This window comes from Streptomyces sp. NPDC046860 (assembly GCF_040645115.1).
Classification (GTDB): domain Bacteria; phylum Actinomycetota; class Actinomycetes; order Streptomycetales; family Streptomycetaceae; genus Streptomyces.
Map to the genome: position 1 here is coordinate 1 of NZ_JBEYXQ010000011.1, position 26197 is coordinate 26197.

Annotated in this window: 25 protein-coding genes; 12 read left to right on the forward strand and 13 right to left on the reverse strand. The window is 73.4% G+C overall.

Annotated elements, in window-relative coordinates; translation table 11 throughout:
* Positions 1–175 precede the first annotated feature (175 nt).
* Both ABZ898_RS17630 and ABZ898_RS17635 read left to right on the forward strand, forming a co-directional pair.
* Positions 176–934, forward strand: coding sequence for a FadR/GntR family transcriptional regulator (locus tag ABZ898_RS17630; RefSeq protein WP_361659013.1), 759 nt, complete (start codon positions 176–178; stop codon positions 932–934).
* A gap of 41 nt (positions 935–975) precedes the next feature.
* A complete protein-coding gene (locus ABZ898_RS17635) occupies positions 976–1992 on the forward strand; it encodes an asparaginase (protein ID WP_361659524.1) in 1017 nt (338 codons plus the stop codon).
* 26 nt (positions 1993–2018) lie between these two features.
* Here the strand turns inward: ABZ898_RS17635 and ABZ898_RS17640 are convergent, their stop codons facing one another.
* Positions 2019–3203: a serine hydrolase gene (locus ABZ898_RS17640; RefSeq protein ID WP_361659016.1), complete on the reverse strand. Its 1185-nt coding sequence runs from the start codon at positions 3201–3203 to the stop codon at positions 2019–2021.
* A 296-nt stretch (positions 3204–3499) separates the two neighbouring features.
* Between ABZ898_RS17640 and ABZ898_RS17645 the strand changes: the two genes are divergently transcribed.
* Positions 3500–4387: a hypothetical protein gene (locus ABZ898_RS17645; protein WP_361659019.1), complete on the forward strand. Its 888-nt coding sequence runs from the start codon at positions 3500–3502 to the stop codon at positions 4385–4387.
* 54 nt (positions 4388–4441) lie between these two features.
* Positions 4442–5161 carry a class I SAM-dependent methyltransferase gene (locus ABZ898_RS17650; RefSeq protein ID WP_361659021.1) on the forward strand — a complete coding sequence of 240 codons (720 nt, stop codon included), beginning with the start codon at positions 4442–4444 and terminating at the stop codon, positions 5159–5161.
* Positions 5162–5194: 33 nt separating this feature from the next.
* Here the strand turns inward: ABZ898_RS17650 and ABZ898_RS17655 are convergent, their stop codons facing one another.
* The 3 genes from ABZ898_RS17655 to ABZ898_RS17665 all read right to left on the reverse strand — a co-directional run bounded on the left by ABZ898_RS17655 (position 5195) and on the right by ABZ898_RS17665 (position 7231).
* Complete coding sequence (locus ABZ898_RS17655; protein ID WP_361659527.1) at positions 5195–5773, reverse strand: hypothetical protein; 579 nt, start codon at positions 5771–5773, stop codon at positions 5195–5197.
* Positions 5774–5841: 68 nt separating this feature from the next.
* Positions 5842–6561 carry a ferredoxin reductase gene (locus ABZ898_RS17660; protein WP_361659530.1) on the reverse strand — a complete coding sequence of 240 codons (720 nt, stop codon included), beginning with the start codon at positions 6559–6561 and terminating at the stop codon, positions 5842–5844.
* 64 nt (positions 6562–6625) lie between these two features.
* Entirely contained in the window at positions 6626–7231 is a 606-nt protein-coding gene (locus ABZ898_RS17665; RefSeq protein ID WP_361659024.1) for a sulfite oxidase-like oxidoreductase, read from the reverse strand.
* Positions 7232–7402: 171 nt separating this feature from the next.
* On the opposite strand from ABZ898_RS17665, the gene ABZ898_RS17670 reads away from it, so the two are divergent.
* Entirely contained in the window at positions 7403–8170 is a 768-nt protein-coding gene (locus ABZ898_RS17670; RefSeq protein WP_361659027.1) for a GNAT family N-acetyltransferase, read from the forward strand.
* Between the two features lie 12 nt (positions 8171–8182).
* Here ABZ898_RS17670 and ABZ898_RS17675 read toward each other — a convergent pair whose 3' ends face one another.
* The gene (locus tag ABZ898_RS17675) at positions 8183–8578 is read right to left on the reverse strand and encodes a MarR family winged helix-turn-helix transcriptional regulator (RefSeq protein WP_361659533.1); all 396 of its coding nucleotides are present in this window, start codon (positions 8576–8578) and stop codon (positions 8183–8185) included.
* A 214-nt stretch (positions 8579–8792) separates the two neighbouring features.
* Here ABZ898_RS17675 and ABZ898_RS17680 point away from each other — a divergent pair, with 214 nt between their 5' ends.
* Both ABZ898_RS17680 and ABZ898_RS17685 read left to right on the forward strand, forming a co-directional pair.
* Positions 8793–9866 (forward strand): hypothetical protein, encoded by a 1074-nt coding sequence (locus ABZ898_RS17680; RefSeq protein ID WP_361659030.1) that lies wholly within the window; start codon positions 8793–8795, stop codon positions 9864–9866.
* Positions 9867–10121: 255 nt separating this feature from the next.
* On the forward strand, positions 10122–10910 hold the full coding sequence (locus ABZ898_RS17685) for a putative protein N(5)-glutamine methyltransferase (RefSeq protein ID WP_361659033.1): 789 nt from the start codon (positions 10122–10124) through the stop codon (positions 10908–10910).
* Between the two features lie 30 nt (positions 10911–10940).
* Here the strand turns inward: ABZ898_RS17685 and ABZ898_RS17690 are convergent, their stop codons facing one another.
* Positions 10941–13022, reverse strand: a complete 2082-nt coding sequence (locus ABZ898_RS17690) for a SpoIIE family protein phosphatase (RefSeq protein ID WP_361659036.1) — start codon at positions 13020–13022, stop codon at positions 10941–10943.
* A 308-nt stretch (positions 13023–13330) separates the two neighbouring features.
* Between ABZ898_RS17690 and ABZ898_RS17695 the strand changes: the two genes are divergently transcribed.
* From ABZ898_RS17695 to ABZ898_RS17710, 4 genes are all read left to right on the forward strand, one after another.
* The gene (locus ABZ898_RS17695) at positions 13331–14212 is read left to right on the forward strand and encodes a hypothetical protein (RefSeq protein WP_361659038.1); all 882 of its coding nucleotides are present in this window, start codon (positions 13331–13333) and stop codon (positions 14210–14212) included.
* Between the two features lie 82 nt (positions 14213–14294).
* Complete coding sequence (locus ABZ898_RS17700; protein ID WP_361659041.1) at positions 14295–14669, forward strand: hypothetical protein; 375 nt, start codon at positions 14295–14297, stop codon at positions 14667–14669.
* A gap of 149 nt (positions 14670–14818) precedes the next feature.
* Positions 14819–16834: an NADPH-dependent 2,4-dienoyl-CoA reductase gene (locus ABZ898_RS17705; RefSeq protein ID WP_361659044.1), complete on the forward strand. Its 2016-nt coding sequence runs from the start codon at positions 14819–14821 to the stop codon at positions 16832–16834.
* Between the two features lie 26 nt (positions 16835–16860).
* A complete protein-coding gene (locus ABZ898_RS17710) occupies positions 16861–17412 on the forward strand; it encodes a PadR family transcriptional regulator (RefSeq protein WP_361659047.1) in 552 nt (183 codons plus the stop codon).
* Between the two features lie 34 nt (positions 17413–17446).
* Here the strand turns inward: ABZ898_RS17710 and ABZ898_RS17715 are convergent, their stop codons facing one another.
* Complete coding sequence (locus tag ABZ898_RS17715) at positions 17447–18004, reverse strand: hypothetical protein (RefSeq protein WP_361659050.1); 558 nt, start codon at positions 18002–18004, stop codon at positions 17447–17449.
* 151 nt (positions 18005–18155) lie between these two features.
* A complete protein-coding gene (locus ABZ898_RS17720; protein WP_361659053.1) occupies positions 18156–19139 on the reverse strand; it encodes a fibronectin type III domain-containing protein in 984 nt (327 codons plus the stop codon).
* Between the two features lie 374 nt (positions 19140–19513).
* Here ABZ898_RS17720 and ABZ898_RS17725 point away from each other — a divergent pair, with 374 nt between their 5' ends.
* Entirely contained in the window at positions 19514–20215 is a 702-nt protein-coding gene (locus tag ABZ898_RS17725; RefSeq protein ID WP_361659055.1) for a glycoside hydrolase family 75 protein, read from the forward strand.
* 42 nt (positions 20216–20257) lie between these two features.
* Here ABZ898_RS17725 and ABZ898_RS17730 read toward each other — a convergent pair whose 3' ends face one another.
* The 5 genes from ABZ898_RS17730 to ABZ898_RS17750 form a co-directional block, all read right to left on the reverse strand.
* Positions 20258–20668: a PTS fructose transporter subunit IIA gene (locus tag ABZ898_RS17730; protein ID WP_361659058.1), complete on the reverse strand. Its 411-nt coding sequence runs from the start codon at positions 20666–20668 to the stop codon at positions 20258–20260.
* On the reverse strand, positions 20661–21272 hold the full coding sequence (gene dhaL, locus ABZ898_RS17735; RefSeq protein ID WP_361659061.1) for a dihydroxyacetone kinase subunit DhaL: 612 nt from the start codon (positions 21270–21272) through the stop codon (positions 20661–20663). The genes ABZ898_RS17730 and dhaL overlap by 8 nt, the downstream gene beginning before the upstream one ends.
* Before the next feature lie 46 nt (positions 21273–21318).
* Positions 21319–22311 carry a dihydroxyacetone kinase subunit DhaK gene (gene dhaK, locus ABZ898_RS17740; RefSeq protein WP_361659063.1) on the reverse strand — a complete coding sequence of 331 codons (993 nt, stop codon included), beginning with the start codon at positions 22309–22311 and terminating at the stop codon, positions 21319–21321.
* A gap of 351 nt (positions 22312–22662) precedes the next feature.
* Complete coding sequence (locus ABZ898_RS17745) at positions 22663–23943, reverse strand: ThuA domain-containing protein (protein WP_361659066.1); 1281 nt, start codon at positions 23941–23943, stop codon at positions 22663–22665.
* Between the two features lie 25 nt (positions 23944–23968).
* Positions 23969–26173 carry an RICIN domain-containing protein gene (locus ABZ898_RS17750; protein ID WP_361659068.1) on the reverse strand — a complete coding sequence of 735 codons (2205 nt, stop codon included), beginning with the start codon at positions 26171–26173 and terminating at the stop codon, positions 23969–23971.
* Positions 26174–26197 lie beyond the last annotated feature (24 nt).

Consider the following 26197-nt stretch of genomic DNA (forward strand, 5'->3'; position numbering starts at 1 on the left):
CATCCAGTACGAGGGCGACCCTCCGCCTTGCGATCGCACGCACCAGACGCCGCGAGCCCTGCCCTCCGGGCAGACGACGCCACTTTGCGGACACGCCCTAGGGCGTCCGCACCCCGTCGGCGTTCCGGATCGTCACGCCTTGACAGGTTCTGCCCTCAGCCCGCACGATCGCTCCGTGAACCTGTCAGACAGCCAGACAGGTGGCCCGGCCCCGCGACGCGTCAGCGCCATGGAAGCGGTCCTCGGCCACCTCCGCGGCGCCATCGAGCGCGGCGAGTACGCGATCGGCGCGAAACTGCCCTCCGAGGCCGAGCTGTGCCGCACCCTGGAGGTCTCCCGGCCCGTCGTGCGCGAGGCCCTGCGCGCCCTGCACACCATGGGGCTCACGGTCTCCCGCACCGGCAAGGGCACCTTCGTCGTCGCCGACGCGGTGGAGGACCCCACCTTCGGCGACTACGCCGCCAGCGACCTGCTGGAGGTCCGCCGGCACATCGAGGTCCCGGTCGCCGGGTACGCCGCCCGGCGCCACACCCCCGAGGACCTCGACCGGCTGTCCCTCCTGCTGGACCGCATGGAACGCGAGACGGACACCACCGCGTGGGTGGCCATGGACACCCTCTTCCACCTCGCCGTCGCCGAGGCCGCCCGGAACCCGGTCTTCCGCAAGGTGATCGAGGAGATCCGCGACGCCCTCGCCCGCCAGTCGGCGTTCCTCACCGAACTCGGCGGCCGCCGCGAGCAGTCCGACCGCGAGCACCGCGCCATCCTCGACGCGCTCGCCGCCGGCTCCGAACACGACGCCGTCGCGGCCATGACCCACCACCTCGACCGGGTCGCCACGACCCTCTCCCGCGTGGTCCGCACCGCGGGCACCGCCACACCCCCGGCGCTGCCCGGACAGGGCGGACCGAAGACCACCGGAGCCGACGCGTGACCCGCGCCCAGGCCACCCCCGACCCCGTGACGCAGGCAGTGATGCACCAGACCTCCCCCCTCGACGCCCCCGTCGTCCGCGAACCCCGCCACACCCCCGTCGCCCACCTGGTGCGCGGGGGAGTCGTCGAAGGCGTCCACCACGGCTCGGTCGTCGTCCTCGACGCCGACGGCGGTGTGCGGTTCCGGCTCGGCGACACCGAGGCCGCCTTCTACCCTCGCTCGGCCCTCAAGCCCGTGCAGGCCGTCGCCATGCTGCGCGCCGGACTGCCCCTCGACGGCGACCTGCTCTCGCTGGCCGCCGCCAGCCACTCCGGCGAGGAACGCCACCTGGAGGGGACCCGGCGCATCCTCGCGCGCGCCGGACTCACCGAGGCCGACCTGCGCAACACCCCCGACATGCCCTACGACCCGGTCGTCCGCGACGCCTGGGTCCGGGACGGCCGGGAGCCCTCGCGGCTCGCCCAGAACTGCTCGGGCAAGCACGCCGCCATGCTCTGGACGGCGTCCCTGAACGGCTGGACCCTGGACGACTACCTCGACCCGGCCCACCCCCTCCAGCAGACCGTCGCCGAGACCGTCGAGGACCTCACCGGCCAGCGGGTCGCCCACGTCACCGTGGACGGCTGCGGCGCACCCCTCTTCGCCGTCTCCCTGCACGGACTCGCCCGCGCCCTCGCCCGCATCACCAGCGCCCCCGCCGGCACCCCCGAGGCGCGCGTGGCGGACGCGATGCGCGACCACGCCGAGATGGCCTCCGGAGTCCGCCGGGACGTGGCCGCGCTGATGCGCGCGGTGCCCGGACTGCTGGCCAAGGACGGCTTCGAGGGCGTCCAGGTGGCCGCGCTGCCCGACGGCCGCGCCGTCGCCGTGAAGATCGCGGACGGCGCCGACCGGGCCCGAGTCCCCGTCGCCGCGGCCGCGCTCGCCCACGCGGGCGTCGACGCCGCCCTCCTCGACGCCTTCGCGGGCGCGCCCCTGCTGGGCGGCGGCAGGCCGGTGGGAGCCATCCGTACGGTACGGGCGCTGGAGGCGGCCCCGCTGGTGCCCTCCGCCTGACGGGGCGGGCCGGGCGCGGCGCCCGGTCAGGCTCCGGTGCCGCCCCGGCCGGCCTTTCCGCCCTTGCTCCGCAGCGCCAGGGTCACGCCCGCCGCGCCGAGGACCACGATCCCGGCGACGGTCGCGGTCCGCGTCCAGTCGGTGTCGTCGTCCGGCGCCGGTGAGGTGGCGGCGGCCACGGGGACGGCGGAGTGCTTGGGCTGCGGCGTGGTGCGCAGCGCGTCCAGCGAGCCGACCGGGTCCACCCGGCCCGCGGCGGCGAACCCCCAGTCCAGCAGATGACGGGCCTCCTCGTACACGGCGAGGCCGCCGCCCTCCTGAGGGTTCATCACCGTGACCACGAGGGTGCGGCCGCCCCTGCGGGCGGCGGCGACGAGGGTGTTGCCCGCGTTGCTGGTGTAGCCGTTCTTGATCCCGACCAGCCCCGGATAGAGGGCGACGCCGTCCTCGCCGCTCAGCAGCCGGTTGGTGTTCTCGATGGCGAACGGCCAGCCGTCGCCCGGGAACTGGGCCTGCACGGTGGAGCAGTACCGGGCGAAGTCGGGGTTGCGTAGCCCGGCCCGCCCGAACACCGCCAGGTCGAACGCCGAGGACACCTGGCCGGGGGCATCGTAGCCGTCCGGCGAGATGACGTGGGTGTCCATCGCGCCGAGCGAGCGGGCGGTGGACTGCATCCGGGTCACCGTCCTCGGCACGCCGCCGTCCAGCGCCGCCAGGACGTGCACGGCGTCGTTGCCGGAGCTGAGGAACACCCCTCGCCACAGGTCCGCCACCTGATAAGTGTGGCCCTCCTCCACCCCGACCAGGCTGCTGCCCTCGCCGACGTCCGCCAGCTCCTGGTAACTCACCCGGTGCTGCTGTGTCGCGGGCAGCGTCGGCAGGACGGTCAGGGCGAACAGGGTTTTCAGGGTGCTCGCGGGCGGCAGTTTGCGGTGCGCCCCGTCGGCGGCGAGCACGTCGCCGCTGTCGGCGTCGGCCACCAGCCAGGACAGTGCGGAGAGCTGAGGCGTCTCCGGGGCACCGGCGCGCGGGCGCACCTGGATGCCGGAGCCGTAGAGCAGCGACGGCTGCGGGACGGCCGCCCGGGGCGCGGGCGGTGCGGGTTCCCCGCCGCTTCCGGTGGCGGCGGCCGCGGGCGCGAGGGCCAGCGCTCCCGCCACACACAGGGAACAGACGGAAACGGTCGCCCGACGTGAGAATCCGGTGCTCATATGATCAACGTAGGAAGATCGGCGGAATGCGGCGAGCTGCCCGCGCCGGACGGCTGACCCGAGCAACCCGGATGCCGCACTGGGGGCACTTCGGCGGAACGCGCCCGAAGCGAGCAGAAGGGCTCTCCGGAGGGGTGACGGGTGGGCCTGGAGTACACCCCTGTGCGCTCCTGTGTATGACGGGGCGACATGGTGTGGCGCCCTGTGTGCGAGTGCTCCAGGGGCCATGTCCTGATGCCGTAACGATCCCGTCCGGGCGGGGTACTTGGGCGTCACCTGTGCCCTATCGTCACGACATGTCCACGCCACCGCAGCAGCCCGCGCAGCCGTCCGACCGGCCGCCGCAGCCCGGGCCGCCCGCGCAGCCGCCCTCGGTCCCGCCCCAGCCGACCGCCTACCCCTACCCGGGCCCCCAGTCCCCGCCGCCGGTTCCGCAGTCCCCGCCGCCGGGCCCCTTCCCGCCGCCCAGCGTTCCGGGCGGCCCCCAGCCGGGCAACCCCTACGCCCAGCCCCCGCAGTACGGCCCCCCGGTGGGTCCACCGATGGCAGGCGGGAGCGGTGCCGCCGGACGGGCCGTGCTGTGGGCGGTCGTCGGAGCCGTCGCCGCCTCGGCGGTCTGGGCGGCCGGCGTCCTCCTGATCGGCGCCACGGCGGGCGCGGCCGACCTGCGCGGCTACGCCGCCCCCTCCGATCTCTGCTCGCGCGCGGACTACTCCTCGTTCAAGGACGAATACTCCGCGACCGACTCCTCCCCGACCCACAACTCCCTCAAGGACGGTGCGCTGGACGAGAGTTACTGCAGCGCCAGCCTGAAGAAGCCCGGCTCCTCCTACGCGGACGCCTACCTCACCCTCCAGGTCGACCTGCACAAGAAGACCGACCCGGGACCCGAGTTCACGGCCTCCTGGAAGAACTACGAGGAGAGCCACACCGGTTACGACGTCGGCCGGGTCGAGGGCATCGGTGACGAGGCGTACCTCGTCACCCGCGACACCACCAGCGGCACGTCCAGCGGCTCCCGCTACGCCACCCTGGCGGTCCGCGACGGCTGGGTCACCTACACCATGAGCTACAGCGCCTACCTCAGCTCCTACGACCCCGACAAGGACCCGCCCCGGATCGACGAGGTCTCGGACTGGCTGAAGACGGACACCCGCAACACCCTGGACCGGCTCAAGGACTGACGCGCTGCCCGGTCGGCCCCGCTCCCGACACCCCGCACGCCCTACCCTGGACCCATGTTCAGCCCCGAGGGTCCCACCACGCGCGAACTGGCCGTGCAGGCGTTGTCGTCCGTCGAGCGGGGCTACGACCTGCTCGCGCCCAAGTTCGACCACACGCCGTTCCGGACACCCGGAGCGGTGCTGGACGCCGCGGCGAAGGCGCTCGGTCCGCTGGGTCCCTTCGAGGACGGGCTCGACCTGTGCTGCGGCACCGGCGCGGGACTGTCCGTGCTGGGCGGGCTGTGCCGCCGGGGTGTCACCGGGGTCGACTTCAGCGCGGGCATGCTCGACGTGGCCCGGCGCGGGCAGGGTGCCAAGGCCGCGCTGGTGCGGGCGGACGCCCGCGCGCTGCCGTTCACGGCCGCCTTCGACCTCGTCGTCAGCTTCGGCGCCCTCGGGCACTTCCTGCCGCGCGAGCTGCCCGGCCTGTTCGCCCAGGTCCACTCGGCGCTCCGGCCGGGCGGCCGGTTCGCCTTCCCGGTGCTCGCACCGCCCCGGCCCACCGACGCCGCGTACTGGGCGCTGCTCGGCTTCGACGCGGTGATGCGGGTGCGCAACGCCGTGTGGCGGCCGCCGTTCGTCATGTACTACCGGGCCTTCCGCCTCGGCGACGTCCGCAGGGAACTGGAACGGGCCGGCCTCACCGTGGAGCTGTGGCCCCTGCCTGAGTTCGGCCGCCGCTCCGACGGCAGCCCCCGCGCCCGGCTGGTGACGGCACGGAAGGCGAACCCGTAGGCGCACGCGGGGTGTGGTGATGTCACGCGGCTCCTACGCGCGTCGCCGGGTCCATCGCGGACCGGTGCGTGCCCAGGCCCGCTCCCACTCGTCCAGCCGGCGCCGCAGCGCCACCCGGCGTTCCACGGCGCGGGCCAGGAGCACGATCGCGGCGGTGCCGCCCACCGTGGCCAGGCCGACCGCGACCGTGTGCTGCCAGACCGCCACGTCGTCCGCGGGCGCGGGCACCGCGCGCCCACGGCCGTCGAACCACACGGTGACCGTGTCACCGGCCCGCGTCCCCACCGGCACGGGGGCGACGGCGGTACGCGGACCCCGGCCCGCCTCCGTCCAGCGGACCTCGGCACGGTAGCCCTGTCCGCGGTCGCCCCGGACCGTCGGCCGGGCGTCGGGACGGCCCCGCACCACGGCCCGCACGGCGTGCCGTTCCGCCCGTTGCTCCGTGGCGTGCGCCCGCGCGCGGTCGTAGGTGTACAGCCCGGCCGAGATCCCCGCCAGCGGCGCGAGGACGCACAGCAGGACGGCGACGACCGTCACCACCCACGCCTCCATCACGTCCGACCGCCGCCGCAGCGGATTGTGCCGACGGCGGCGGCGCGACCGGATGCGCATGTCCACCCGGGTCGGGTACCCCACCGGTCCGGTCTCGTGCACGCGGCCCGCCACGAGCCGCCGAGGACTCAGCCGAAGCGCTCGATGCGGATGCGGTCCACCGGCTGACCGGCGGCGACGAGAAGCCGGGAGGCGTGTTCGGCGAAGCCGTTGGAGCCGCACACATAGGCTTCCCACCCACCAGGAGGCTGCTCCGCCAGGAGCGGGGCCACATGTGCGGCCGACATACGGCCCACCGGCTGCCCCTCGGGGGCGCTGCGGGTGAACACGGCCGTCGTCTCGGCGCCCAGCTCCCCGGCGTAGATCAGCTCCTCGGGTCCGCGCGCCGACACCAGCATCCGCAGCGGCACCGACAGGCCCCGGGCGCGGTGGTGCCGGACCATCGACATCAGCGGGACGACGCCCGAGCCGGCGCCCAGCAGCAGTGCCGGACGGTCGCCCGGCCAGGCGAAGAAGCCGCTCAGCGGGCCGCGCACCTCGATACGGTCGCCGGGCCTGGCCACCGTGTGGAACCAGCCCGAGACCTCGCCGTCCGGGACCCGGTCCAGGGTCAGCTCGATGTGCCCGGAGTCGTCCGGCGCGGAGGCGATGGAGTAGTGGCGCTGGGCCACGTACCCGTCCTCGGCGGTCAGCCGCAGCATCAGGTGCTGGCCGGGGAGGTGGCCCGCCCACGCGGGCACCGCGAGCCGGAACGTCGACGCCTGTGGGGTCTCGTGCCGCACCTCGGTCAGTGTGGCCGTCTGCCACGCGGCCGCGACCTGCTCGCTCACCGCGATCCGGCCCGGCACCGCGAAGCGCGCCGGGGGAGCGGGGGAGGCGGCGCCGGGAGCGGCGGGGGCCTGGTAGGTCTGCTCAGTCACCTCGGTACCGCTGTTCCTCCCACGGGTTGCCCCGCTCGTGGTAGCCGTTGCCCTCCCAGAAGCCCGGCTCGTCGTGGTCGAGCAGGGTGAGGCCCGCGATCCACTTCACGCTCTTCCAGAAGTACAGGTGCGGCACGATCAGCCGGGCCGGCCCGCCGTGTTCCGGGGCCAGCGGCACACCGCCCTGGTCCCAGGCGAGCCAGGCGCGGCCGCCGGTGAGGTCGGCGAGCGGCAGGTTCGCGGTGTACCCGGTGTGGGAGCGGGCCAGCACATGGGTGGCGGACACATGTGGCCGCGCCATATCCAGGAACGCGTCCAGCGAGACCCCGCCGAAGCGCATCCCGAACTTCGACCAGCCGGTCACACAGTGGATGTCACCCTCGTACACCGATCCGGGCAGCGCGTGCGCCTCGTCCCAGCCCCACGTGTGCGGCCGCTCCACCAGTCCGTCGACGCGGAAGGACCAGTCGGCGGGCGCGAGGGCGGGAGTGACCTCGGCGGACAGGACGGGCCAGTCGTCGCGCGCGTCGTACTGCCCCGGAGGCAGCCCCGGACGGGAGACGCGCCGACGGCCCGTGAAGCCTCGGGTGACGTTCATGGCTCAACCGTACGCTCTCGTCACAGCCGTCCCGCCCCAGGCCAGGGCCCCCGGCGGGCGAGATCGCCCACACTCCGCACCGCCCCGGGAATAGCCGCCCCGCCGCCGGACTTGGGTGGAGGGCCGACGCCCGAGCGCCGGTTCCCGACGAGGGAGAACGAGGAGTTGCAGATGCCCGAGGCGTACGTCTCCGCGCGGTACGAGAGCCCGGGGGCCGATGCCCCGGCCGGAGCCGTTCCCGGCCCCGCCGGACGGACGGCCCCGCACCCGCTCGACAACGCCGCGCGCGCCTCCCTCACCGGCCCGCACGCCCGCTTCGCCGAGCGCCACGGCCGGGTGCTCCGGTACCCGGTCGAGGTGTCGCCCTGGCTGGCCCTGCCCGACGACGTCGGCGCCGCCGACTGGGACGACATCGCGCGGATGGCGGGACCGGGCACGGAGGTCCCGCTGCTCGGCCACCGCGGCCCGGTGCCGCCGGGCTGGGAGATCACCTTCGACGTGGCGGGCGTGCAGATGGACGACGACGGGGTGGCCGGCGCCCCGGAGCCCGAGGCCGTGCCGCTCGGCCCGGCCGACGTGCCCGAGATGCTGGACCTCGTCGCCCGCACCCAGCCCGGCCCCTTCGCGCCGCGCACCGTCGAGATGGGCACCTACCTCGGCATCCGCCGTGACGGCGCGCTGATCGCCATGGCGGGGGAGCGGCTGCGCCCGCCGGGCTGGACCGAGATCAGCGCGGTCTGCACCGACCCCGCCTTCCGGGGCGAGGGCCTGGCCACCCGGCTGATCCTCGCCGTCGCGCACGGCATCCGCGAGCGGGGCGAGCGCCCCTTCCTGCACACCGGCGCCGCCAACACCGGCGCCATCCGCCTGTACGAGGCCCTCGGTTTCCGGCACCGGATCGACACGAGGTTCTTCGGCGTGCGCGTGCCCCTCGGGTGACGGCCCGGCCGCCTACTCGGTGCCGCCGGAGGCGCCCGTGTTGTACCGCTCCAGATACGCCGCGAAGCGGATCAGGTCGTCCTCCGGCCAGTCCGCGAGCCGTTCCCGGAAGGCGGCCCGGCGGCTGCGGGTGACCTGGGCCAGGATCTCCTGGCCCGCGTCGGTCAGATGCAGCACCTGCACACGGTGGTCGTCCGGGGCGAGCCGCCGTTCGATCAGCCCGGCCCGCTCCAGCGCGCCGACCTGACGGCTCACCGTCGACTTGTCGAGGGCGTAGTGCGAGGCCAGGTCGGTCGCCCGGCAGCCGCCGCGCTCCTCCAGGTGCCCGAGCAGCGTGTACGACACCAGCGACAGCTCGGGGTGCATGCGGCCCGCCGAGGCGCGGGCACGGCGCGCGAAGGCCGTCATCTCGCGCTGGATCGTCTCGACGGCCGACTCCGCCGCCGTCACGGAGACACCTTCGTCATGAGTACACCGGTCATGAGTACACCTTCGCTGAGAGCGCCCTGAGAGCCCCACGCGGAGCTCCTCCGATCCGCCCGACGATCCGCCCGGGCCGTTCTGGTTGTATAGTACAACTTGAATGTGAGTTGTATAAGACAACCAATGGAGGTTCCGGCCGATGAAATCACCGGCACTGCGTCATGTGCTCGCGCACCTGATCACCCCGCTGCTGATGTGCATAGGCATGGGGCTCGCCTATATGGGGGCCTTCGTCACCCCGGAGCCCCACCACATGCCCGTGGCCGTCGTCGGTGCCGGACCCGAGGCGAAGGTGTTCGCGCAGACGGTCAAGGACAGCGCGGGGGACAAGCTCGACGTCCGTACCGTCTCCACCCGGGCCGCGGCCGTCGACCTGCTGGAGAAGCGGCAGGTCACCGGCGCCTATGTGCCCAGCGCACATCAGCCCGAGCTGATCGTGGCGAGCGCCGCGTCCGACATGGGCGCCACCGCCGTGGAGAAGGTCTTCACCCCGGTCGCCGCGCACCAGGGCAAGCCCCTGAAGGTCACCGACGTCGCCCGGCCCGTCCCGGACGACCCCACCGGGCAGGGCCTGTTCTTCCTGCTCATCGCCGTCAGCATCGGCTCCTACGCCTCCGTCGCCGCCATCGGCGCGGCCGGCGCGGCGCTCGCGGTGCGGGTGCGGGCGCTGCTCGCCGTGGGCACGGCCGCGGTGGTCGGCGGCATCGGCGCGCTGCTCGCCGGGCCCGTCTTCCACCTCGCCCACCACGACCTCGGCACCCTGTGGGCCATGGCGTGGCTGTATTCGGCGGGCATCCTCCTCATCGGCGTCGGCCTGCACACCTTCCTCAAGCGCTGGACCACGCTGGCCATGATGGTGCTGTTCGTGATGCTGAACTTCACCAGCTCCGGCGGTTTGTTCCGGCCCGAGCTGCAGAACGGCTTCTTCGGCACCCTGCACGCCTTCTGGAACGGCGCCGGATTCGTGGAGGGCGTCCGCTCGCTGCTCTACTTCGGCGACGACGGCATCGCCCGCGACGTGTGGACGCTCGTGGCCTGGCTGGCCGTCGGCATCGCCGTCACCGGCCTCGCCGCCCTGCGCGAGCGCCCGGCCCGCCGGAACCCGGAGGCCGTACCGGCCGCTCCCGGCGCTCGGGCCACCGAGGCCACCGAGGCCGCGCAGGCGGCGGAGGCGGAGGCCGAGGAAGAGACCGAGGAGACCGTGGCCGTCTGAGCCACCGCCGGCGGACGGCCCCGGCCGGGCCGGGAACCCGGTGCCGCCCGGGGACCCGGCACGGTATGGTGGCCGTCCGGTCGCACACGGTGCGCGGCCGACGCGACAGAGGAGGTGAGACCCATCAACGCTGTGTCAGCCAGGGTGCTCTCTCCTCGCGCCCGTGCCGTGTGACGGTACGGACCGACGCGACGGTGACCGCGGGAGCGCCCTGAGGCCCCAGGTCCCGAAAGGCTCATGGCTCTTATGGCCACCATGCCCGCATCACCCTCCCCGCTCGCCGACCCGCCCGCCCTCGTCGCCGCCCTGCGCGCCGCGGGATGTGTCTTCGCCGAGGACGAGGCCCGCCTCATCCTCGCCACCGCCCGCAACGCCGACGAGGCCGCCGGGATGACCGCCCGCCGCGTCCGCGGACTCCCGCTCGAACACGTCCTCGGCTGGGCCGAGTTCCACGGCCTGCGCATCACCGTCGAGCCCGGCGTGTTCGTACCCCGCCGCCGCACCGAGTTCCTCGTCGACCAGGCCCTGGCACAGGCGCCGCGCGCTCACGTCGTCGTGGACCTGTGCTGCGGCTCCGGCGCGCTCGGCGCGGCCCTGGCCGTCGGCCTCGACGGCGCCGAGGTGCACGCCGCCGACATCGACCCGGCCGCCGTACGCTGCGCCCGCCGCAACCTCGCTCCGCACGCGGGCCGCGCCCACACCGGCGACCTCTACGCGGCGCTCCCCGGCCGGTTGCGCGGCCGCGTGGACATCCTCACCGCCAACGTGCCCTACGTACCCACCGCGGAGGTCGCCCTGCTCCCCTCCGAGGCCCGCGACCACGAGCCCGCAACGGCGCTCGACGGCGGCCCGGACGGCCTGGACGTGCTGCGCCGGGTGGCGGCCGGCGCGGCCGGATGGCTGGCTCCCGGCGGGTGCCTGCTCTCCGAGACCAGCGCCCGTCAGGCCTCGGCAGCCAAGGAGGTCTTCGCCCGCGCGGGACTGACCGCACGCGTGGCGGTCTCCGACGACCGGGACGCGCACGTCGTGATCGGCGTGCGGTGACCGTCCGCCGGCCTACGACCGTCCGCCGGCCTACGACCGTTCGCGGGCCCGTGCGATGAGCACGGCCACGTCGTCGTGGTTGTCGGGCTCGTACAGCGTCGTCAGGAGGTGCTCGCAGACCTCCTCCAGCGGGCGGTCCGGGGCGTCGGCCAGCAGCGACAGCAGCCGGTCCAGGCGCTCGTCCAGCGAGTGGCTGCGGGTCTCCACCAGACCGTCGGTGTACAGCACCAGCTCGTCACCGGGCTCGAAGTCGACCGTCACGGTGGAGAACTGCACCCCGCCCACGCCCAGCGGCACACCCGTGGGCAGGTCCAGCAGCTCCGGAGCCCGGCCCGGACGGATGCGCACCGGCGGCAGGTGCCCGGCGTTCGCGATCAGGCACCGGCGTCGCTCGGGGTCGTGAACGGCGTACACACAGGTGGCGATGGAGTGCTCCGTCGCCGCGGTGGCCTTGTCCAGCTGCTCCAGCAGCAGGGACGGGTCGAGGTCGAGCGAGGCCAGCGTGGTGGTGGCGGTGCGCAGCAGGCCCATCGTGGCGGCGGCGCTGATGCCGCTGCCCATCACGTCGCCGACGACCAGTGCCGTCTTGTCGCCGTCCAGCGGTATGACGTCGAACCAGTCACCGCCGACCTCGCTGGTCGATCCCGCGGGCTGGTAGCGGGACGCGACCTCCAGCCCCGCCGTCACCGGCGGATGGCTCGGCAGCAGGCTGCGCTGCAGGGTCAGCGCGGTGCTGCGGGCGTTCTGGTACCAGCGCGCGTTGTCGATCTGCACCGCCGCGCGCGCCGCCAGCTCCCGCGCCAGCAGCACGTCGTCCTCGTCGAAGGGCGCCGGATTGCGGGTCCGTTTCAGGTCCAGCGCGCCCAGCACCTCGCCGCGCGCGATCAACGGCACCGCGAGATACGAGTGCAGGCCCGCCCGGTGCAGCAGGACCGCGGCCTCGGGGGAGCGGGCGATACGGGTCAGATCCTCGTCCCGCACTCGCGGCACGTGCACCGCCTCGGCCGTCCGCACGCACTCCGTGACCAGGCGGTCCGGGCCGTACCAGGCGATCCCGCCGGGCCGGTCGGCGGCCCGCGCCGCGTCGCCGCCGTCGTCCGGGCGCACCGCCAGGGCCCGGATCACGGCGGGCTCCGACGGACGCAGCGTGCTGCGCCTGCCCTCCACCACCGCGTCCAGCAGATCGACGGCGGCCACGTCCGCGAGCGCGGGCACGGCCACCTCGGCCAGCTCGCACGCGGTCCGCTCCAGCTCCAGCGTCGTACCGATACGGGCCGAGGCGTCCGCGATCAGGGCGAGCCTGCGCCGCGCGTTCTCCGCTTCCACCGCCGCCCGGTGCTGCTCGGTGATGTCGACCAGGGACAGGGCGACGCCGAGTACGTTGCCCAGCGTGTCGTCGAGGCGGTACAGGGACAGCGACCAGGTGTGCCGGTTCTCCGGGTCGGCCGGGGTGCGCCCCACCACGGTCCGGTCGATCACCGGGTCCCCGGTGGCCAGCACGTCCCGCAGCGCCTCCTCCACCACGTCGGCGTCCAGCCGCGGCAGCACCTCGCGCGGCAGGCGTCCCGTGTGCCGCTCGGCCGGTACTCCGCTGAGCCGCTCCAGGGCCGGATTGATCGAGACGAACCGCAGCCCGGTGTCCAGGACGGCCAGTCCGATGGGGGACTGGTGCACCATCCGCTCGGACAGCGCCACGTCGTGTTCCAGCCGCCGTACCGTCGACTGGTCGGCCGCCAGGCCCAGCGCGTAGACATCGCCCCGGTCGTCCAGCAGGCGCATGTTGCGGAATTCGACCAGTCGGGTGGTGCCGTCCTTGCGGCGGATGGGGAAACCGCCCGCCCAGCTCTGCCCGGTGCGCATCACGTCCTCGAACAGCTCGCCGACCAGTTCGATGTGCCGTTCGTGCACCATCAGGCGGGCCGCGTACCGGCCGAGCGCCTCGTCGGCGGGGTAGCCGAACAACTCCTCGGCCTGCGGGCTCCACAGCACGATGCGGCCCCGGGCGTCCAGCACCACGGAGGCCACGCCCAGCATGTCGAGCAGCCCGCCGGGCCGCACCGGGCCGCGCTCGGGCTCGCCGTTCCCGGCCGCCTGAGTCTCGGCTGCACTCATGCCACGCACCGCCTTCGCCCGTCCGCACGGCACGCCGTCCCCCGTGCCGACTCCCCTTGTTGTACCGCGCTCACACCCGCCTCGCCGAGACCAAGGCCCTCCTGAGCCTCAGCTCCACCTTCTCTCACTCCCGCCACTCACGTGCTCCCCGGGCCGGCTCGCCCGCGCCACCCGCGGGGCGCCCGTCGTCCGCGGGGACGGGAGAGTTCACCCTCACCTTCCCTGTTTGGTCTGTACATGCCTACGCGGGCGGGCCAGACTGTGCGCCGACCGAGTGTCCCCACCCCCCCTCACCGAGGAGTCGGCCCATGCCCTCCCCTGCCCGGGAACGCCGCCGCGCGTTACTCGCCGGACTCGTCACCCTCGCCACCGCCGCCGTCGTGTCGCTGGGCTCCGCGGCCCCCGCCTCGGCGGCGGACGTGTGGAACGAGACCGGTTCCGACCGTGCCGACCCGCTGACCGAGAGCCAGGGCCTGACCTCCGTGGAGGTCCCTGCGGGCAGCCCCAACCGCTACACCGGCATCGGCACCATCCCGGTCGGCGTCTCCAGCCGGGGCTGGAACCACGTCGGCGACCCCGACGCCTCGTACAACGGCTACTACATCGAGCCCTACCAGCGGGACTCGGGCAGCTCCAAGATGTACCGGGTGCAGGCGCCCGGCGGTGCCTGGTCGGAGTACGTCCACCAGCTCGCACCCGGCGAGGCCATGAACAACTCCTGGTCCGCCGTCTCGCCCGACGGGCAGTGGATGCTGTCCGGCGAGTGGGGCACGATGAACCGCCTGCTGGTCTTCCCCACCCCCGGCGTCAACTCCGCCACCTCGCCCTCGGCCGACCTGAAGCTGGCCTCGAACGTCACCCTGGACCACGCCGTGCGCGACGTGCAGGGCTGCGACTTCTCCGGCCCGACCACGCTGCTCTGCTCCTCCGACGACCCGGAGGGCACGCTGTTCGGCATGACCAAGCCGCTGCTCCAGATCGACCTGTCGGCGGCGCCGAACGGCACCTCGAACGTCTCCGGCCATGTCACGGCCCTGCGCCAGTTGCCGCTGCGCAGCTCCTGTTCGGGGAGCTTCGAGACCGAGGGCATCGACTACGACCGGCGCAGCGGCGTCCTGCGCGTGATCGTCGTCTCGCCGGGCTTCTGCGTGATCACGGACAGCAAGACGTACAAGTTCACCCGGAGCTGACCTCGCGGTCCGCCCGATTCCTGGGGATGGCCCGGGTGCGCCGGGGTACCCGACCAGCGGCACGGCCAGGAAAGGAGCGGACATGACGAACACGGAGGCATCGCACCCGGAAACCGTCTCGGTGGAGATCAGCGGGTGTTCCCCTGACGACGCGCGCATGGTCTTCGATGTGCTGAGCACCTGCTTCGCGTCGGACCGCGACGCGGGCGAGACCCCGCGGCAGCAGGACGAGACACGCCCGATGGTCTGGCTCGGCACGTACGACATCGCGGACTCCCGCTCCGGGAGCTGCCCGCCGGTCAAGCTCAGCTCGTCCGTCCAGGCGGACGTGCAGGGCGGGTACTGGGCGGTGAACCGGTTCCGGGAGGCGCTGGACGAGATGTTCACCGTCCGGGAGACCGTCGCGGCCTCCGGCGATCAGGAGCGGGAACTCCACCTGCTGCTGGACAGCCGCTGACCGGTCCCCGCGTGAAGCGGCGCCCCGGCCGACGTCCTGTCGGCCGGGGCGTTTCGTGTGCCCTCCGTCCCACCTTTATGCAACTAGTTGCAAAAGGGTGAGCGGTTGCTCTACAAACAAGAGGCGACCGCACCCCCACGGAGGGCCCGATGAGCCGTTACCCGCACCTGATGTCCCCGCTCGACCTGGGATTCACCACCCTGCCCAACCGCGTCCTGATGGGCTCCATGCACGTGGGCCTGGAGGAGGCCGAGCGCGGCTTCGAGCGGATGGCGGCCTTCTACGCGGCCCGCGCGCGCGGCGGAGTGGGGCTCATCGTCACCGGCGGCATCGCCCCCAACGACGAGGGCCGCCCCTACGAGGGCGGCGCCAAGCTCACCACCGACGCCGAGGCCGGGCAGCACCGCGTCGTCACCGACGCCGTGCACCGCGAGGGCGGCCGCATCGCGCTGCAGATCCTGCACTTCGGCCGCTACGCCTACCACCGCGACCTGGTCGCCCCGAGCGCGCTCCAGGCGCCGATCAGCCCCCACGTCCCGCGCGAGCTGACCGACGCCGACGTCGAGCGGACCATCGAGGACTACGTCCGCACCGCCCGCCTCGCCCGGCAGGCCGGGTACGACGGCGTGGAGATCATGGGCTCCGAGGGCTACCTCATCAACGAGTTCATCGCCGCCGGCACCAACCACCGCACCGACCGCTGGGGCGGCTCGTACGAGAACCGGATGCGGTTCCCCGTCGAGATCGTGCGCCGGGTGCGCGAGGCCGTCGGCGAGGACTTCATCCTCGTCTACCGGCTCTCCATGCTGGACCTCGTGCCCGGCGGCTCCTCCCTGCCCGAGGTCATCACCCTCGCCAAGGCCGTCGAGGCGGCGGGCGCGACCATCATCAACACCGGCATCGGCTGGCACGAGGCGCGCATCCCGACCATCGCCACCTCCGTGCCCCGCGGCGCCTACACCTGGGTCACCAAGCGGCTCATGGGCGAGGTGTCCGTGCCGCTGGTGACCACCAACCGCATCAACACCCCCGAGCTGGCCGAGGAACTGCTGGCGGACGGGCGCGCCGACATGGTGTCGATGGCCCGCCCGATGCTCGCCGACCCCGACTTCGTCATCAAGGCCGCCGAGGGCCGCTCCGAGGCCATCAACACCTGCATCGGCTGCAACCAGGCGTGCCTGGACCACACGTTCAGCGGCAAGATCACCTCCTGCCTGGTCAACCCCCGCGCCTGCCACGAGACCGAGCTCGTGCTCACCCCGACCCGGCTGAAGAAGCGCGTCGCCGTCGTCGGCGCCGGACCCGCGGGCCTGGCCTGCGCGGTCTCCGCCGCCGAACGCGGCCACCAGGTCACCCTGTTCGACGGGGCGGGCGAGATCGGCGGCCAGCTCAACGTGGCCCGCAAGGTCCCCGGCAAGCAGGAGTTCGACGAGACCCTGCGCTACTTCCGCCACCAGCTCGACGCCCACGGCGTCGACGTACGCCTGGACACCTGGGTCACCTCCGGCGACCTCGGCGGCTTCGACGAGGTCGTCGTCGCCACCGGCGTCACCCCGCGCACCCCCGACATCCCCGGCATCGACCACCCGAGCGTCGTCGGCTACCTCGACGTGCTGCGCGACGGCGCCCCCGTCGGCGACCGGGTCGCCGTGCTCGGCGCGGGCGGCATCGGCTTCGACGTGGCGGAGTTCCTCACCGACGCCGGCGACAAGGCCAGCGAGGACCCCGCGGCCTACTTCCGCGCCTGGGGCGTCGACACCGACTACACCGCGCCCGGCGGCCTGGGCGCGCCGAGCCGTCCCACGCCCCCGCGCTCCGTCCACCTCCTGCAGCGCAAGGCCGCCAAGGTCGGCGCCGGACTCGGCAAGACCACTGGCTGGATCCACCGCACCGAGCTGAAGCACCGGGGCGTCACCATGGTCCCCGGCGTCCGCTACGACCGCATCGACGACGCCGGCCTGCACGTCACCGTGGGCGAGGAGAGCCACGTGCTCGACGTCGACACGGTCGTGCTGTGCACCGGCCAGGAGCCGCGCCGCGACCTGTACGAGGAGCTGATCGCGGCCGGACACAGCGCCCACCTCATCGGGGGCGCCGACGTGGCGGCCGAACTCGACGCCAAGCGGGCCATCAAGCAGGGCACCGAGCTGGCGGCGGCCCTGTAGCACCCGCGCGTCCCTAGGATGACCCCATGTCACTCCCGCACGCCATCCTCACCGCCCTGCTGGAGAAGCCGTCCTCGGGTCTGGAACTGACCCGGCGGTTCGACAAGTCGATCGGCTACTTCTGGTCGGCGACCCACCAGCAGATCTATCGCGAGCTGGGGAGGCTGGAGGCCGAGGGGTTCATCCGCGCCCTGCCGTCCGCGCAGCCCGCCCGCGGGCAGAAGAAGAGTTACGAGGTTCTGCCCGCGGGACGCGGCGAGCTGTCCCGCTGGACCGCCGCGGCCCAGGACCCCAAGCCGATGCGGGACGCGATGCTGCTCAGGCTGCGCGCGGCGGCGGTGGTCGGCACGGCGGGCCTGGCCGCCGACATGCGCCGTCATCTGGATTTGCACCAGCGGCAGTTGACCGAGTACCGAGAGATCGAGCAGCGCGACTTCCCGCCCGGCCGGGACTCCCCGCAGGACCGGCTGCGCCACCTGGTCCTGCGGGCCGGGATCGACCTGGAGACCTTCTGGTCGCAGTGGCTCACCGAGGCGCTGGAGGATCTGCCGCCCTCCCCGGACGAACCGGGACGCTGACCGGGCTGACCGGAGTGCCGTGCTGGGGCCGCGCTCAGTGCCGCCGGTGGGACCGGGGCCGGCGGCGCAGGAACCAGGCGCCCGCGATGACCCCTGACCCCACCAGGGCCGCGCCCACCCCGAGGGTGACCGTGCCGTAGTCGCGCGCGGAGCCGCCGATGCCGCCCGCCACGCCCCGGGACGGAGTCGCCCTGACCGCCGAGGTGCCCGCGACGCTCGGAGCGGACGCCGTTGAAGACGCCGCGGACACGATGACGACCTGACTGCCCGCCGTCACCCCGTTGGCGCACACCACCGTCACCGTGTACGTCCCCGGAGTCACCCCGGACCAGGCGGCCGACTGTCCGGTCGCCGTCCCCGACAGGGCCACCTGCCGCCCCTGGGCGAAGCTGGTCTGCCCGCTGCTCAGCAGCGAGGCGACCCCCCAACTGCCGTTGCTCTGGACACAGGCGCTGGTCGTCACCGACACGTTCGCGCCCGTGGTGCTGACGGAGATCCCGGACACGGCGGCGGCCGGCCCGGCGAGCGCGAGCGGCAGCGCGGCGGCGGCCAGCGGCGCGGCGGAACGGGACAGGACTCGGGAATAGCGCATGGGCTCGCCTCCGGCGGCACGGTGGCGGTACATCCCGTGCGCCGCCGGGGTCGGGAACGTCCGTGCTGCCCCAGACGCAGCCAACGCGGCCCCCGAGCGCGCCGCACGCGCAGGGCGTCCGCACAGGTGACGCGCTCCGCCGTCCGGGCGTTCAGCCGGGCCGGCGGCCGGTCGTGACGGTCCGTTCCACCGAGAAGCCGCCCCACGTGCCGTCCGGCAGCCGGGCCCGCAGCCGCACCCGGTGGACCTCGCCCGCCTCGCGCCCGGCGTACAGGCTGTGGTGCGCCCGGCCGGGCGGCGGCGTGCCGCCCCACACCAGGGAACTGTCCGTGCCCCCGTCCAGCCGGATCTGGTACTCCGTGATCACCCCGTCCACGTGCGGCGGGTCCCAGGCGAGGTCGAGGTAGTAGGACCCGGCCGAGTGGCGCGAGGCCGCAGTGAAGCCGGTCGGCGCGGTGCCCCGGCGGTCACCGGCGCCGGGTGTGGTGAGGCGGACCGGCGTGCTCGCGGGGGAGAGGTTGCCCGCCGCGTCCTGGGCCCGGACGGTGAACGTGTAGCGGGTGCCGGGACGCAGCCCGGTGACCACGGTCGCCGTCTGGCCGCCGCCGACGGTGTGGATGCGCACCCCGCCCTGCTCGACGGCGTACGACCGCACGCCCCGCTCGTCGCGCGCCGCCGCCCAGGAGAGCTGCACCGCGCGGCCGTCGACCACGCGCCCGGCCGCGCGTTCGGGACGGCTCGGCGCCGAGCGGTCCGCGGCTACCGAGGCGGGCGTGCGGGCACGCGCCTCACGGCTAGGGGGCCCGATCCGCCCGTCCGCGTTCCGGGCCCGCACGGTGAAGACGTACGGGGTGGACGGCTGGAGCCTGGTGACATCCACCATGTGCTGCGCGGCCGGTACTTCGCTGACTTTCGTGGTGCCGCGATACACCTCGTAGACATCCACACCGGTGCCGGCCGCGTTCCACATCACATGGACGCTGGTGGCGCTCCCCGCGTCGGCGGTCACCCCGGTCGGCGCCCCGGGGGCCGGGCCCGTCGTGGACCCGCCCTCGGCCGGGGCGCAGGAGACCGCCAGCAGAAGGGCCGCGCAGACCGGCACCCGGCGGGCGGGTCGGAGGGGAACACGTCGCACGGTGCTGCCTCCCGGACGCCCGGCGGCAAAGGTCCGGACCAATATGGCGGTCGTGACACATCCCTGGCAAGGGGGGCGCGGTGGTGACGCCGTCCGGACGTTACGTATGCTGTGGTCTCCCTGAGGCGTGAACTGGCCCAGAAACAGGTCGAGTTCGTGCCCGAGGCGCGGAAACGCTGTCGTCGCAGGACCCGCGCCGACGCGGGCGGCCGGGGACCCGGGCCTTCGCCGGTCCGGGTCCCCGGACTCCCGTGAGCTGCTCCATCCGGCCGCAGAACATGCCCCGTCCGGCCCCATGGCGGCAACCGTGCGCCCCTCTCGCCACCCACGTGGGTGATGGTGTTCGAAATATCCCCTACGGGAGGTTCTCCAGCGTGCGATTTCCGTCGCTGACGCCGGTCCTGGCCGGTGCCGCCCTGCTCGCCCCGACGCTGCCGCCCGCCGCCGCTGCCGCACCCCTCGGCGACCGGCCCGCCGCCCGCCACGGAACCGCGGTGACCGCGGCCGAACTGCGCGCCCGGACCCGCGACTGCGCGCAGGTCTCCCACGGCCGCTACCGCGAGGACGCCGCGGGCCCCGCCAAGGTCGCGGTCTGCGGCACCCGTGACGCCGTGTTCTGGAAGGCGGACCTGGACGTCGACTGCGACGGCCGGTCCGGCACCCGCTGCAACCGCCGCACCGACCCGTACTTCTCCCCGGCCACCGCCTTCCCGCAGTCCGACGGCCGTCCCCTCGACGCCGAGCGCCTGCCCTACATCGTCATCCCGCCCGCCAGCGGTATCTGGGACCACCGGGCCCACGGCGTCCGGGGCGGCTCCGTGGCGGCCGTGCTCTACCGCGACCGGATCGCGTACGCGGTCGTCGGCGACACCGGCCCGCGCGACATCATCGGCGAGGCCTCCTACGCCACCGCCCGCGCCCTCGGTATCGACCCCGACCCGCGCGGTGGCGGAACCCCGTCCGGGGTCACCTACATCGTGTTCCGCGACGCGCGGGCGCAGCCCATCGAGAACCACGCCGACGCGGTGGCCAAGGGGGAGAGGCTCGCCCGGAAGTTCGCCGGGCGCACGGGCTGAGAGCGGGCGGGCCGGCCCCGGTGACCGGGACCGGCCCGGCGCTCACACCTTGCGGTAGGCGTACGCCTCGGACGCGGCGGCCACCACCGCGTCCAGATCGGCACCCGTCGCCGCCGTCACCACGGCGGCCACCGCGCCCTCGACGAACGGGGCGTCCACCAGGCGGGTCGCCCCGGGCAGTTCGTCGCCCTCGGCGAGCAGCGCCTTGACCGTCAGCACCGCGCTGCCCAGGTCGGTGAGGACCGCGACCCCGGCCCCCCGGTCCACGGCGGCCGCCGCCGCCGAGATCAGCTCCGCGCTGGTGCCGAAGCCGCCGCCCTCCGTGCCGCCCGCCGCCGCGACCGGCACGTCCGCCGCACCGCCCGCCAGCGCCTTCGCCAGTCCGGCCACCGAATCGGCGACCTCCGCGCTGTGCGACACCAGCACGATCCCGACCCGCTGTTCGTCACTCATCGGTGCCTCCCTCCGCGGCGGTCGCGAGCGCCGCGATCAGCAGGGCGGACGAGGTGGCACCGGGGTCCTGATGGCCGATGCTGCGCTCTCCGAGATAGCTGGCCCGGCCCTTGCGGGCCTGCATCGGCGTCGTCTCCACCGCGCCCGACTCGGCGGCCCGGCGCGCGGCGTCGAAACCGTCGCCGAGCGCGTCCACGGCCGGGATCAGCGCGTCCACCATCGTCTTGTCGCCGGGCGCAGCCCCGCCGAGCGCCCGCACCCCGTCGACCCCGGCGCGCAACGCCTCCGCCAGCTGCGCCTCGCTCACCTCGGGGGCGTCCCCGAGGACCTTTCCGGCCCGGCGCAGCAGCGTGCCGTACAGCGGTCCGGACGCGCCGCCGACCGTGGAGATGAGCTGGCGCCCGGCCAGCGTCAGGACGGCACCCGGCGTGCCGGGGGCCTCCTTGTCCAGGGTGGCCAGCACGGCCGTGAAACCGCGCTGCAGATTGCTGCCGTGGTCGGCGTCGCCGATGGCCGAGTCGAGAGCGGTGAGCCGCTGTGCCTCCCGGTCGACGGACGCGGCGGTCGCCGTGATCCAACGGCGGAAGAAGTCGGCGTCGAGCACTGGATCTCCTTGGCTGGTAGGGATGTTGACCACTGCCTCCGCCGTATCACATACCCCAGCGCAGTGCGGGGGTGCGGACCGGCGCGTCCCACAGCCGCAGCAGTTCCTCGTCCACCTGGCACAGGGTGACCGACGCGCCCGCCATGTCCAGGGAGGTGACGTAGTTGCCGACGAGCGTGCGGGCGACCGCCACGCCACGCTCCGCCAGCACCCGCTGCACCTCGGCGTTGAAGCCGAACAGTTCCAGCAGCGGGGTGGCACCCATGCCGTTGACCAGGACCAGCACCGGTCCGCGCGGCGGCATGTCGTCCAGGATGGCGTTCACCGCGAAGTCGGCGATCTCCCCCGACGTCATCATCGGGCGCCGTTCCCGCCCCGGCTCGCCGTGGATGCCGATGCCCAACTCCAGCTCGCCGGGCGGGAGGTCGAAGGTGGGGGAGCCCTTGGCCGGGGTGGTCACGGCGCTCAGGGCCACGCCGAAGCTGCGCGAGGCGGCGTTGACCTGGCGGCCGATGGCCTCCACCCGCTCCAGCGGCTGCCCCTCGGCCGCGGCGGCGCCCGCGATCTTCTCCACGAAGAGGGTCGCCCCGGTGCCGCGCCGGCCGGCGGTGTAGAGGCTGTCGGTGACCGCGACGTCGTCGTCGACCAGAACCTTGCCGATCTGGATGCCCTCGTCCTCGGCGAGTTCGGCGGCCATGTCGAAGTTGAGCACGTCGCCGGTGTAGTTCTTCACGATGAACAGCACCCCGGCGCCGCTGTCGACCGCGGCCGCGGCCCGCGCCATCTGGTCGGGCACCGGCGAGGTGAACACCTCTCCGGGACAGGCCGCCGCGAGCATCCCGGGTCCGACGAATCCGCCGTGCAGCGGCTCGTGTCCGGACCCGCCCCCGGAGACCAGTCCCACCTGCCCGGCCACGGGCGCGTCCCGGCGGACGATCAGCCGGTTCTCCACGTCCACGTTCAGATCCGGGTACGCGGCCGCCATCCCCCGCAGAGCATCCGCCACCACGGTCTCCGGAACATTGATCAACATCTTCATCGGTGTCTCCTCACGACGCCGCGGACGGGCCTCCGGACGGCGTCTGCGCTGTAATAGGGCTGTCAGGTCTCGATGAGCGCTCTGTGATGCCGGAATCGCAGTACTACTGTCGGCAGTATCGACCTTGCGGCTCCCAAGGTCACGTGGAGAGCGGGAGGTCCGCAGGTCCGCATCGGCCATTGGGGTGACCTGACCGTGCCGGGCACCGCGTCCGAGCCGGCCTCGGCGCGCCGCCTCCGCCGCGGCGCCACCGCCGAACCGGACAGCCTTTGCCGGGGATGACGGCCCCGGAGCGCCGCACAGGGGATGCCCCGTGTGGGACATCCCCTGTGCGATACGGTCACCCGCTGGTCACCCGCTGGTCACCACGAAGCTCTGGGCCGGTGAGCCGTCGCAGGCGCGCTGGGTGAGCTGCGCGCTGTCGGTGGCGGCGGCCGCGGCGGTGAGGCACTTGCCGCTGTGCCGGGCGGTGAAGTGATATCTCCCGGCGGCCTCCTTCACCGGGAGCCACTGCTGGTTCTGCCCGCCCGTGTACGCCCACAGCTGGAGCGGCGCGTTGTCGGCGGTGGAGACGCCGGTCACGTCGATGACCTGATCCGGCGCGGGGCGCACCCCGATGCGCCGGTATCCGCCGCCGGTTCCGGCGAGCCGGAACTGCTGGGCCTGGGTGCCGTTGCAGGCGTACTGCTGGATCGCGGTCCCGTTGGCCGTGGCGGCCGCGCGCGCGTCGACGCAGGTCCCGTTGCCGATGTTGCGCAGCGCGTACCAGGACGTCTCGGAGAGCGTGTCGTCCGGCGGCGTGGTAACGCCCGCGCCGCCGAGCCACTTCAGCCCGTCCAGCAGGAACCGGTTCTGCGTGGCGCTGGCGAACGTCGACGACAGACGGGTGTTCGTGTCGTAGTTCATCGCGTTGTGGCCGAAGTTCGCGTAGAGCATCTTGTACTTCGTGTTGGTCCACAGGATCGGGTAATACCCGCTGTACCAGGACTGGTTCGGGTCGGTGCCCAGGGGGAAACTGCTGGGGTTCACCGAGGCGAGGACCTTGATGTCCGGGTTCTGCCGCAGGTCGTTGGACCAGCTGTACCACTCGCTGACCGACGAGGTGAAGGTGGCGGGCAGGTTCACGGTCGAGGGATGCGTGCGGTCCTCGACCTTGAGGACGGCGGAGGTCGGTCCCCAGGTGTTGGACTTGAAGTCGCCGCTGCCCAGGAAGGTGTTGTAATACCAGGACCAGCCGGCCGCGTCCGTGGTGAAGGCGGAGACATGGAAGCCCATCCAGGCCCCGCCGCCGCGCATGTACTGCTCGAACCCGGTGCGCTGGGCGGCGGTCTGCGGCAGGTCGTCGAGGAAGAGGACGACCTGATACGCCCGTACGCCGCCGTTGGCGAGCAGGTTCCAGTCGTTGCTGGCGGTGTAGGTGAAGCCGTTCGCGGCGGCCTGCTTGGGCAGCCAGTCGTTCGCCTCCTTCTCGAAGTCGATGTGCGCCGCGTCCCAGGTGCCGCTGTAGAGACCGAGCACCTTGAAGGGCGCCGCCGCGGTATCTGCGTGCGCGGCAGGTGGCGCGGCGAGCCCGAACAGGGCCGCGAGCAGGAGGAGGAGCCGCAGTCCGGTGCGGCCGGATCGAGTGTTCATCTGCTGATCAATCCTTCCGTACGGTCTACGGGTAGGTGGTCAGGTAGGCGACGTTGCTGGCGGAGTTGGACGGTCCTCCGGTGTTGTTGATGACGTGGCTGATGGTCCCGGTGCCGCCCAGCGAGACGGTCACCATGTCGTGGAACCTGACCCCGGAGGTGTTCGGCACCTCGAAGGCGCGGTCCGCGACGACGCCGGGGTTGGTGCTGAAGTAGCAGTAGCTGCCCAGTCCCCACGCCTCATGCCGGGTGACGGAGTCGGCGACCTTGTAGGCGGGGTAGCCCTTGCCTCCGCCGTTCATCCAGGCGGCCTGGTTGGGCGGGTCGTAGGGCATCTCGTTCTGGAAGAAGTACGTCCTGCCGCCGTTGCCGTTCCAGAGGACCTGGGTCTTCTGGAAGTGCTCGACGAACAGGCCGTACGCGGTGACGTCGGCGCCGTTGACGACGAGCCCGGTGTCGGCGGTGTTGGTGGTCCAGCCGACCGTGCCGTTGTTGCCGTGGTCGGCCCGCCAGATCCAGGTGTGGTCGATGACCGTGTTCGCGCTGTTGACGACCAGCGAGTTCGTCGCCTTCCCGACGGTGGCGCCGCCGATCCGGACGAAGAAGTCGGACAGCTGGACGGGGTCGGCGGCATGGCCGGCGGTCGCGCCGTCCGGGCCGATCCGCACGAGCGTCCGGGAGTTGGTGGTGCCCGCGTCGATCAGCAGGCCGGCCAGCTGGATGCCGTCCACGTCGGCGGTGCTGATCGCGGTGATCCCGCCGTCCGGCACGAAGGTGGCCAGGCCCATGCCGAGGACGACCGTGTCGGGGCGCGTGATGTTCAGCGTCTGGTCGAGGTGGTAGACACCGGGGGTGACCAGCAGGTTCTTGCCGGCCGCGAGAGCCGCGTTCAGGTCGGCCGCGGTGGCGCCGGGCTTGACGACGAAGAACTGGTCGAGCGGCAGCGACGTGCCCGCGGGCGTCCTGCCGCTCCAGGTCGTGCCGACCGCGTTCGCCCGCAGCGCGGGCACGAACACCTTGTAGGCGCCGGCCGCGTCCACGTACAGGAAGGGCTTCTCGCGGATCGTCGGGCTGCTCGCGACGTTGGTGTACGTCGGGAAGGACTGCGCGGGCGCGCCCTGGTCGCCGACGAAGACCATGTTCCAGTTGGACCCCGACCAGCTGCCCATCTGGGAGTTGCGGGTGAGGAACTGCTGCTGGGAGCCGGAGCGGATCTGTCCGTCGACCTTGGTGTCGGAGATGAACCCGCCGCTGGACCAGCCGCCGTCGTCGAGCGCGAGGTTGCCGCGTACGTGCATGCGCCGGTACGGGGCGGCCTGCGAGACGGCCCAGCGGTCCGTGCCGCCGGTCGGGTTGACCGAGAGGTTCTCGGCGGAGCGCCAGAAGTTCTGCGTGGCGTTGCCCTGGAACCAGTCGGCCTCCGCGTGCACGGCGCCGTTGATGGTCACGTCGTCGGGGGAGAGGCCGAGCCCGGCGACCTGGGTGTAGAAGCCGACGTTGGCGTCGGCGCTGTAGGTCCCGGGCTTGAACAGCAGGGCCTGGCGGGCCGCGCCGAACTGGTCGGTCTGCTGCCGGGCGAAGACCGAGTTCAGCTTGGACTGGACGGTGGCGGCCGGCATCGAGGGGTCGAACACCGTCACGTTCGGGCCGAAGTCCGGGGTGCCCGGCGGGTTCGTCGTGCCGCCGCCCAGTGTGAAGGACTGCGCGGCCGTGCCGTTGCAGGTGTACTGGGCGAGTTGCACGCTGTCGGCGGCGGAGGCGCCGGGGACGTCCAGGCACTTGCCACTGTTGCGGTTGACGAAGTGGTAGGCGCCGTCTGCCTCGGCGACGGGCCGCCACTGCTGGTTGGCGCCGTCGGAGTACGTCCACAGCTGGACGGCGGCCGAGTCGGCGGTGGACACGTCGGTGACGTCCCAGACCTTGGTGGCGTCGAGGCCGCTGCCGACGCGGTAGTAGCCGTCGCTGGTGGCGGCGAGCTGCCAGGTCTGGGCGGCACTGGCGTTGCAGGCGTACTGCTGGACGGCGGTGCCGTCGCCGCTGGCGGCCGCGCGGGCGTCGACGCACTTGCCACTGCCCTTGTTGATCACGGTGGTGGGGCCGGTCGGGATCGCCGCGGCCGCCGCGGTCCTCGCGCCCGCCGTCGTCTGTAACTGCGTCGGCGTCGGCGCGGCCGACGGGAGTCCGGCCGCGGTCGTGGCCACGAGCGCGGCCACGGTGAGAGCTCTGAACACGTAAGTCTCCTGTGGGGGCGGGCC

Excerpts from the sequence above, each read along its gene's own strand:
- ABZ898_RS17745 (WP_361659066.1), bottom strand. The coding sequence starts at position 23,943 with ATGAACACTCGATCCGGCCGCACCGGACTGCGGCTCCTCCTCCTGCTC.
- ABZ898_RS17665 (WP_361659024.1), bottom strand. The coding sequence starts at position 7,231 with ATGAACGTCACCCGAGGCTTCACGGGCCGTCGGCGCGTCTCCCGTCCG.
- ABZ898_RS17675 (WP_361659533.1), bottom strand. The coding sequence starts at position 8,578 with ATGACGGCCTTCGCGCGCCGTGCCCGCGCCTCGGCGGGCCGCATGCAC.
- ABZ898_RS17640 (WP_361659016.1), bottom strand. The coding sequence starts at position 3,203 with ATGAGCACCGGATTCTCACGTCGGGCGACCGTTTCCGTCTGTTCCCTG.
- dhaK (WP_361659063.1), bottom strand. The coding sequence starts at position 22,311 with ATGAAGATGTTGATCAATGTTCCGGAGACCGTGGTGGCGGATGCTCTG.
- ABZ898_RS17700 (WP_361659041.1), top strand. The coding sequence starts at position 14,295 with ATGACGAACACGGAGGCATCGCACCCGGAAACCGTCTCGGTGGAGATC.
- ABZ898_RS17670 (WP_361659027.1), top strand. The coding sequence starts at position 7,403 with ATGCCCGAGGCGTACGTCTCCGCGCGGTACGAGAGCCCGGGGGCCGAT.
- ABZ898_RS17650 (WP_361659021.1), top strand. The coding sequence starts at position 4,442 with ATGTTCAGCCCCGAGGGTCCCACCACGCGCGAACTGGCCGTGCAGGCG.
- ABZ898_RS17710 (WP_361659047.1), top strand. The coding sequence starts at position 16,861 with ATGTCACTCCCGCACGCCATCCTCACCGCCCTGCTGGAGAAGCCGTCC.
- ABZ898_RS17705 (WP_361659044.1), top strand. The coding sequence starts at position 14,819 with ATGAGCCGTTACCCGCACCTGATGTCCCCGCTCGACCTGGGATTCACC.
- ABZ898_RS17645 (WP_361659019.1), top strand. The coding sequence starts at position 3,500 with ATGTCCACGCCACCGCAGCAGCCCGCGCAGCCGTCCGACCGGCCGCCG.
- ABZ898_RS17690 (WP_361659036.1), bottom strand. The coding sequence starts at position 13,022 with ATGAGTGCAGCCGAGACTCAGGCGGCCGGGAACGGCGAGCCCGAGCGC.
- ABZ898_RS17715 (WP_361659050.1), bottom strand. The coding sequence starts at position 18,004 with ATGCGCTATTCCCGAGTCCTGTCCCGTTCCGCCGCGCCGCTGGCCGCC.
- ABZ898_RS17635 (WP_361659524.1), top strand. The coding sequence starts at position 976 with ATGCACCAGACCTCCCCCCTCGACGCCCCCGTCGTCCGCGAACCCCGC.
- ABZ898_RS17695 (WP_361659038.1), top strand. The coding sequence starts at position 13,331 with ATGCCCTCCCCTGCCCGGGAACGCCGCCGCGCGTTACTCGCCGGACTC.
- ABZ898_RS17655 (WP_361659527.1), bottom strand. The coding sequence starts at position 5,773 with ATGCGCATCCGGTCGCGCCGCCGCCGTCGGCACAATCCGCTGCGGCGG.
- ABZ898_RS17685 (WP_361659033.1), top strand. The coding sequence starts at position 10,122 with ATGCCCGCATCACCCTCCCCGCTCGCCGACCCGCCCGCCCTCGTCGCC.
- ABZ898_RS17730 (WP_361659058.1), bottom strand. The coding sequence starts at position 20,668 with ATGAGTGACGAACAGCGGGTCGGGATCGTGCTGGTGTCGCACAGCGCG.
- ABZ898_RS17680 (WP_361659030.1), top strand. The coding sequence starts at position 8,793 with ATGAAATCACCGGCACTGCGTCATGTGCTCGCGCACCTGATCACCCCG.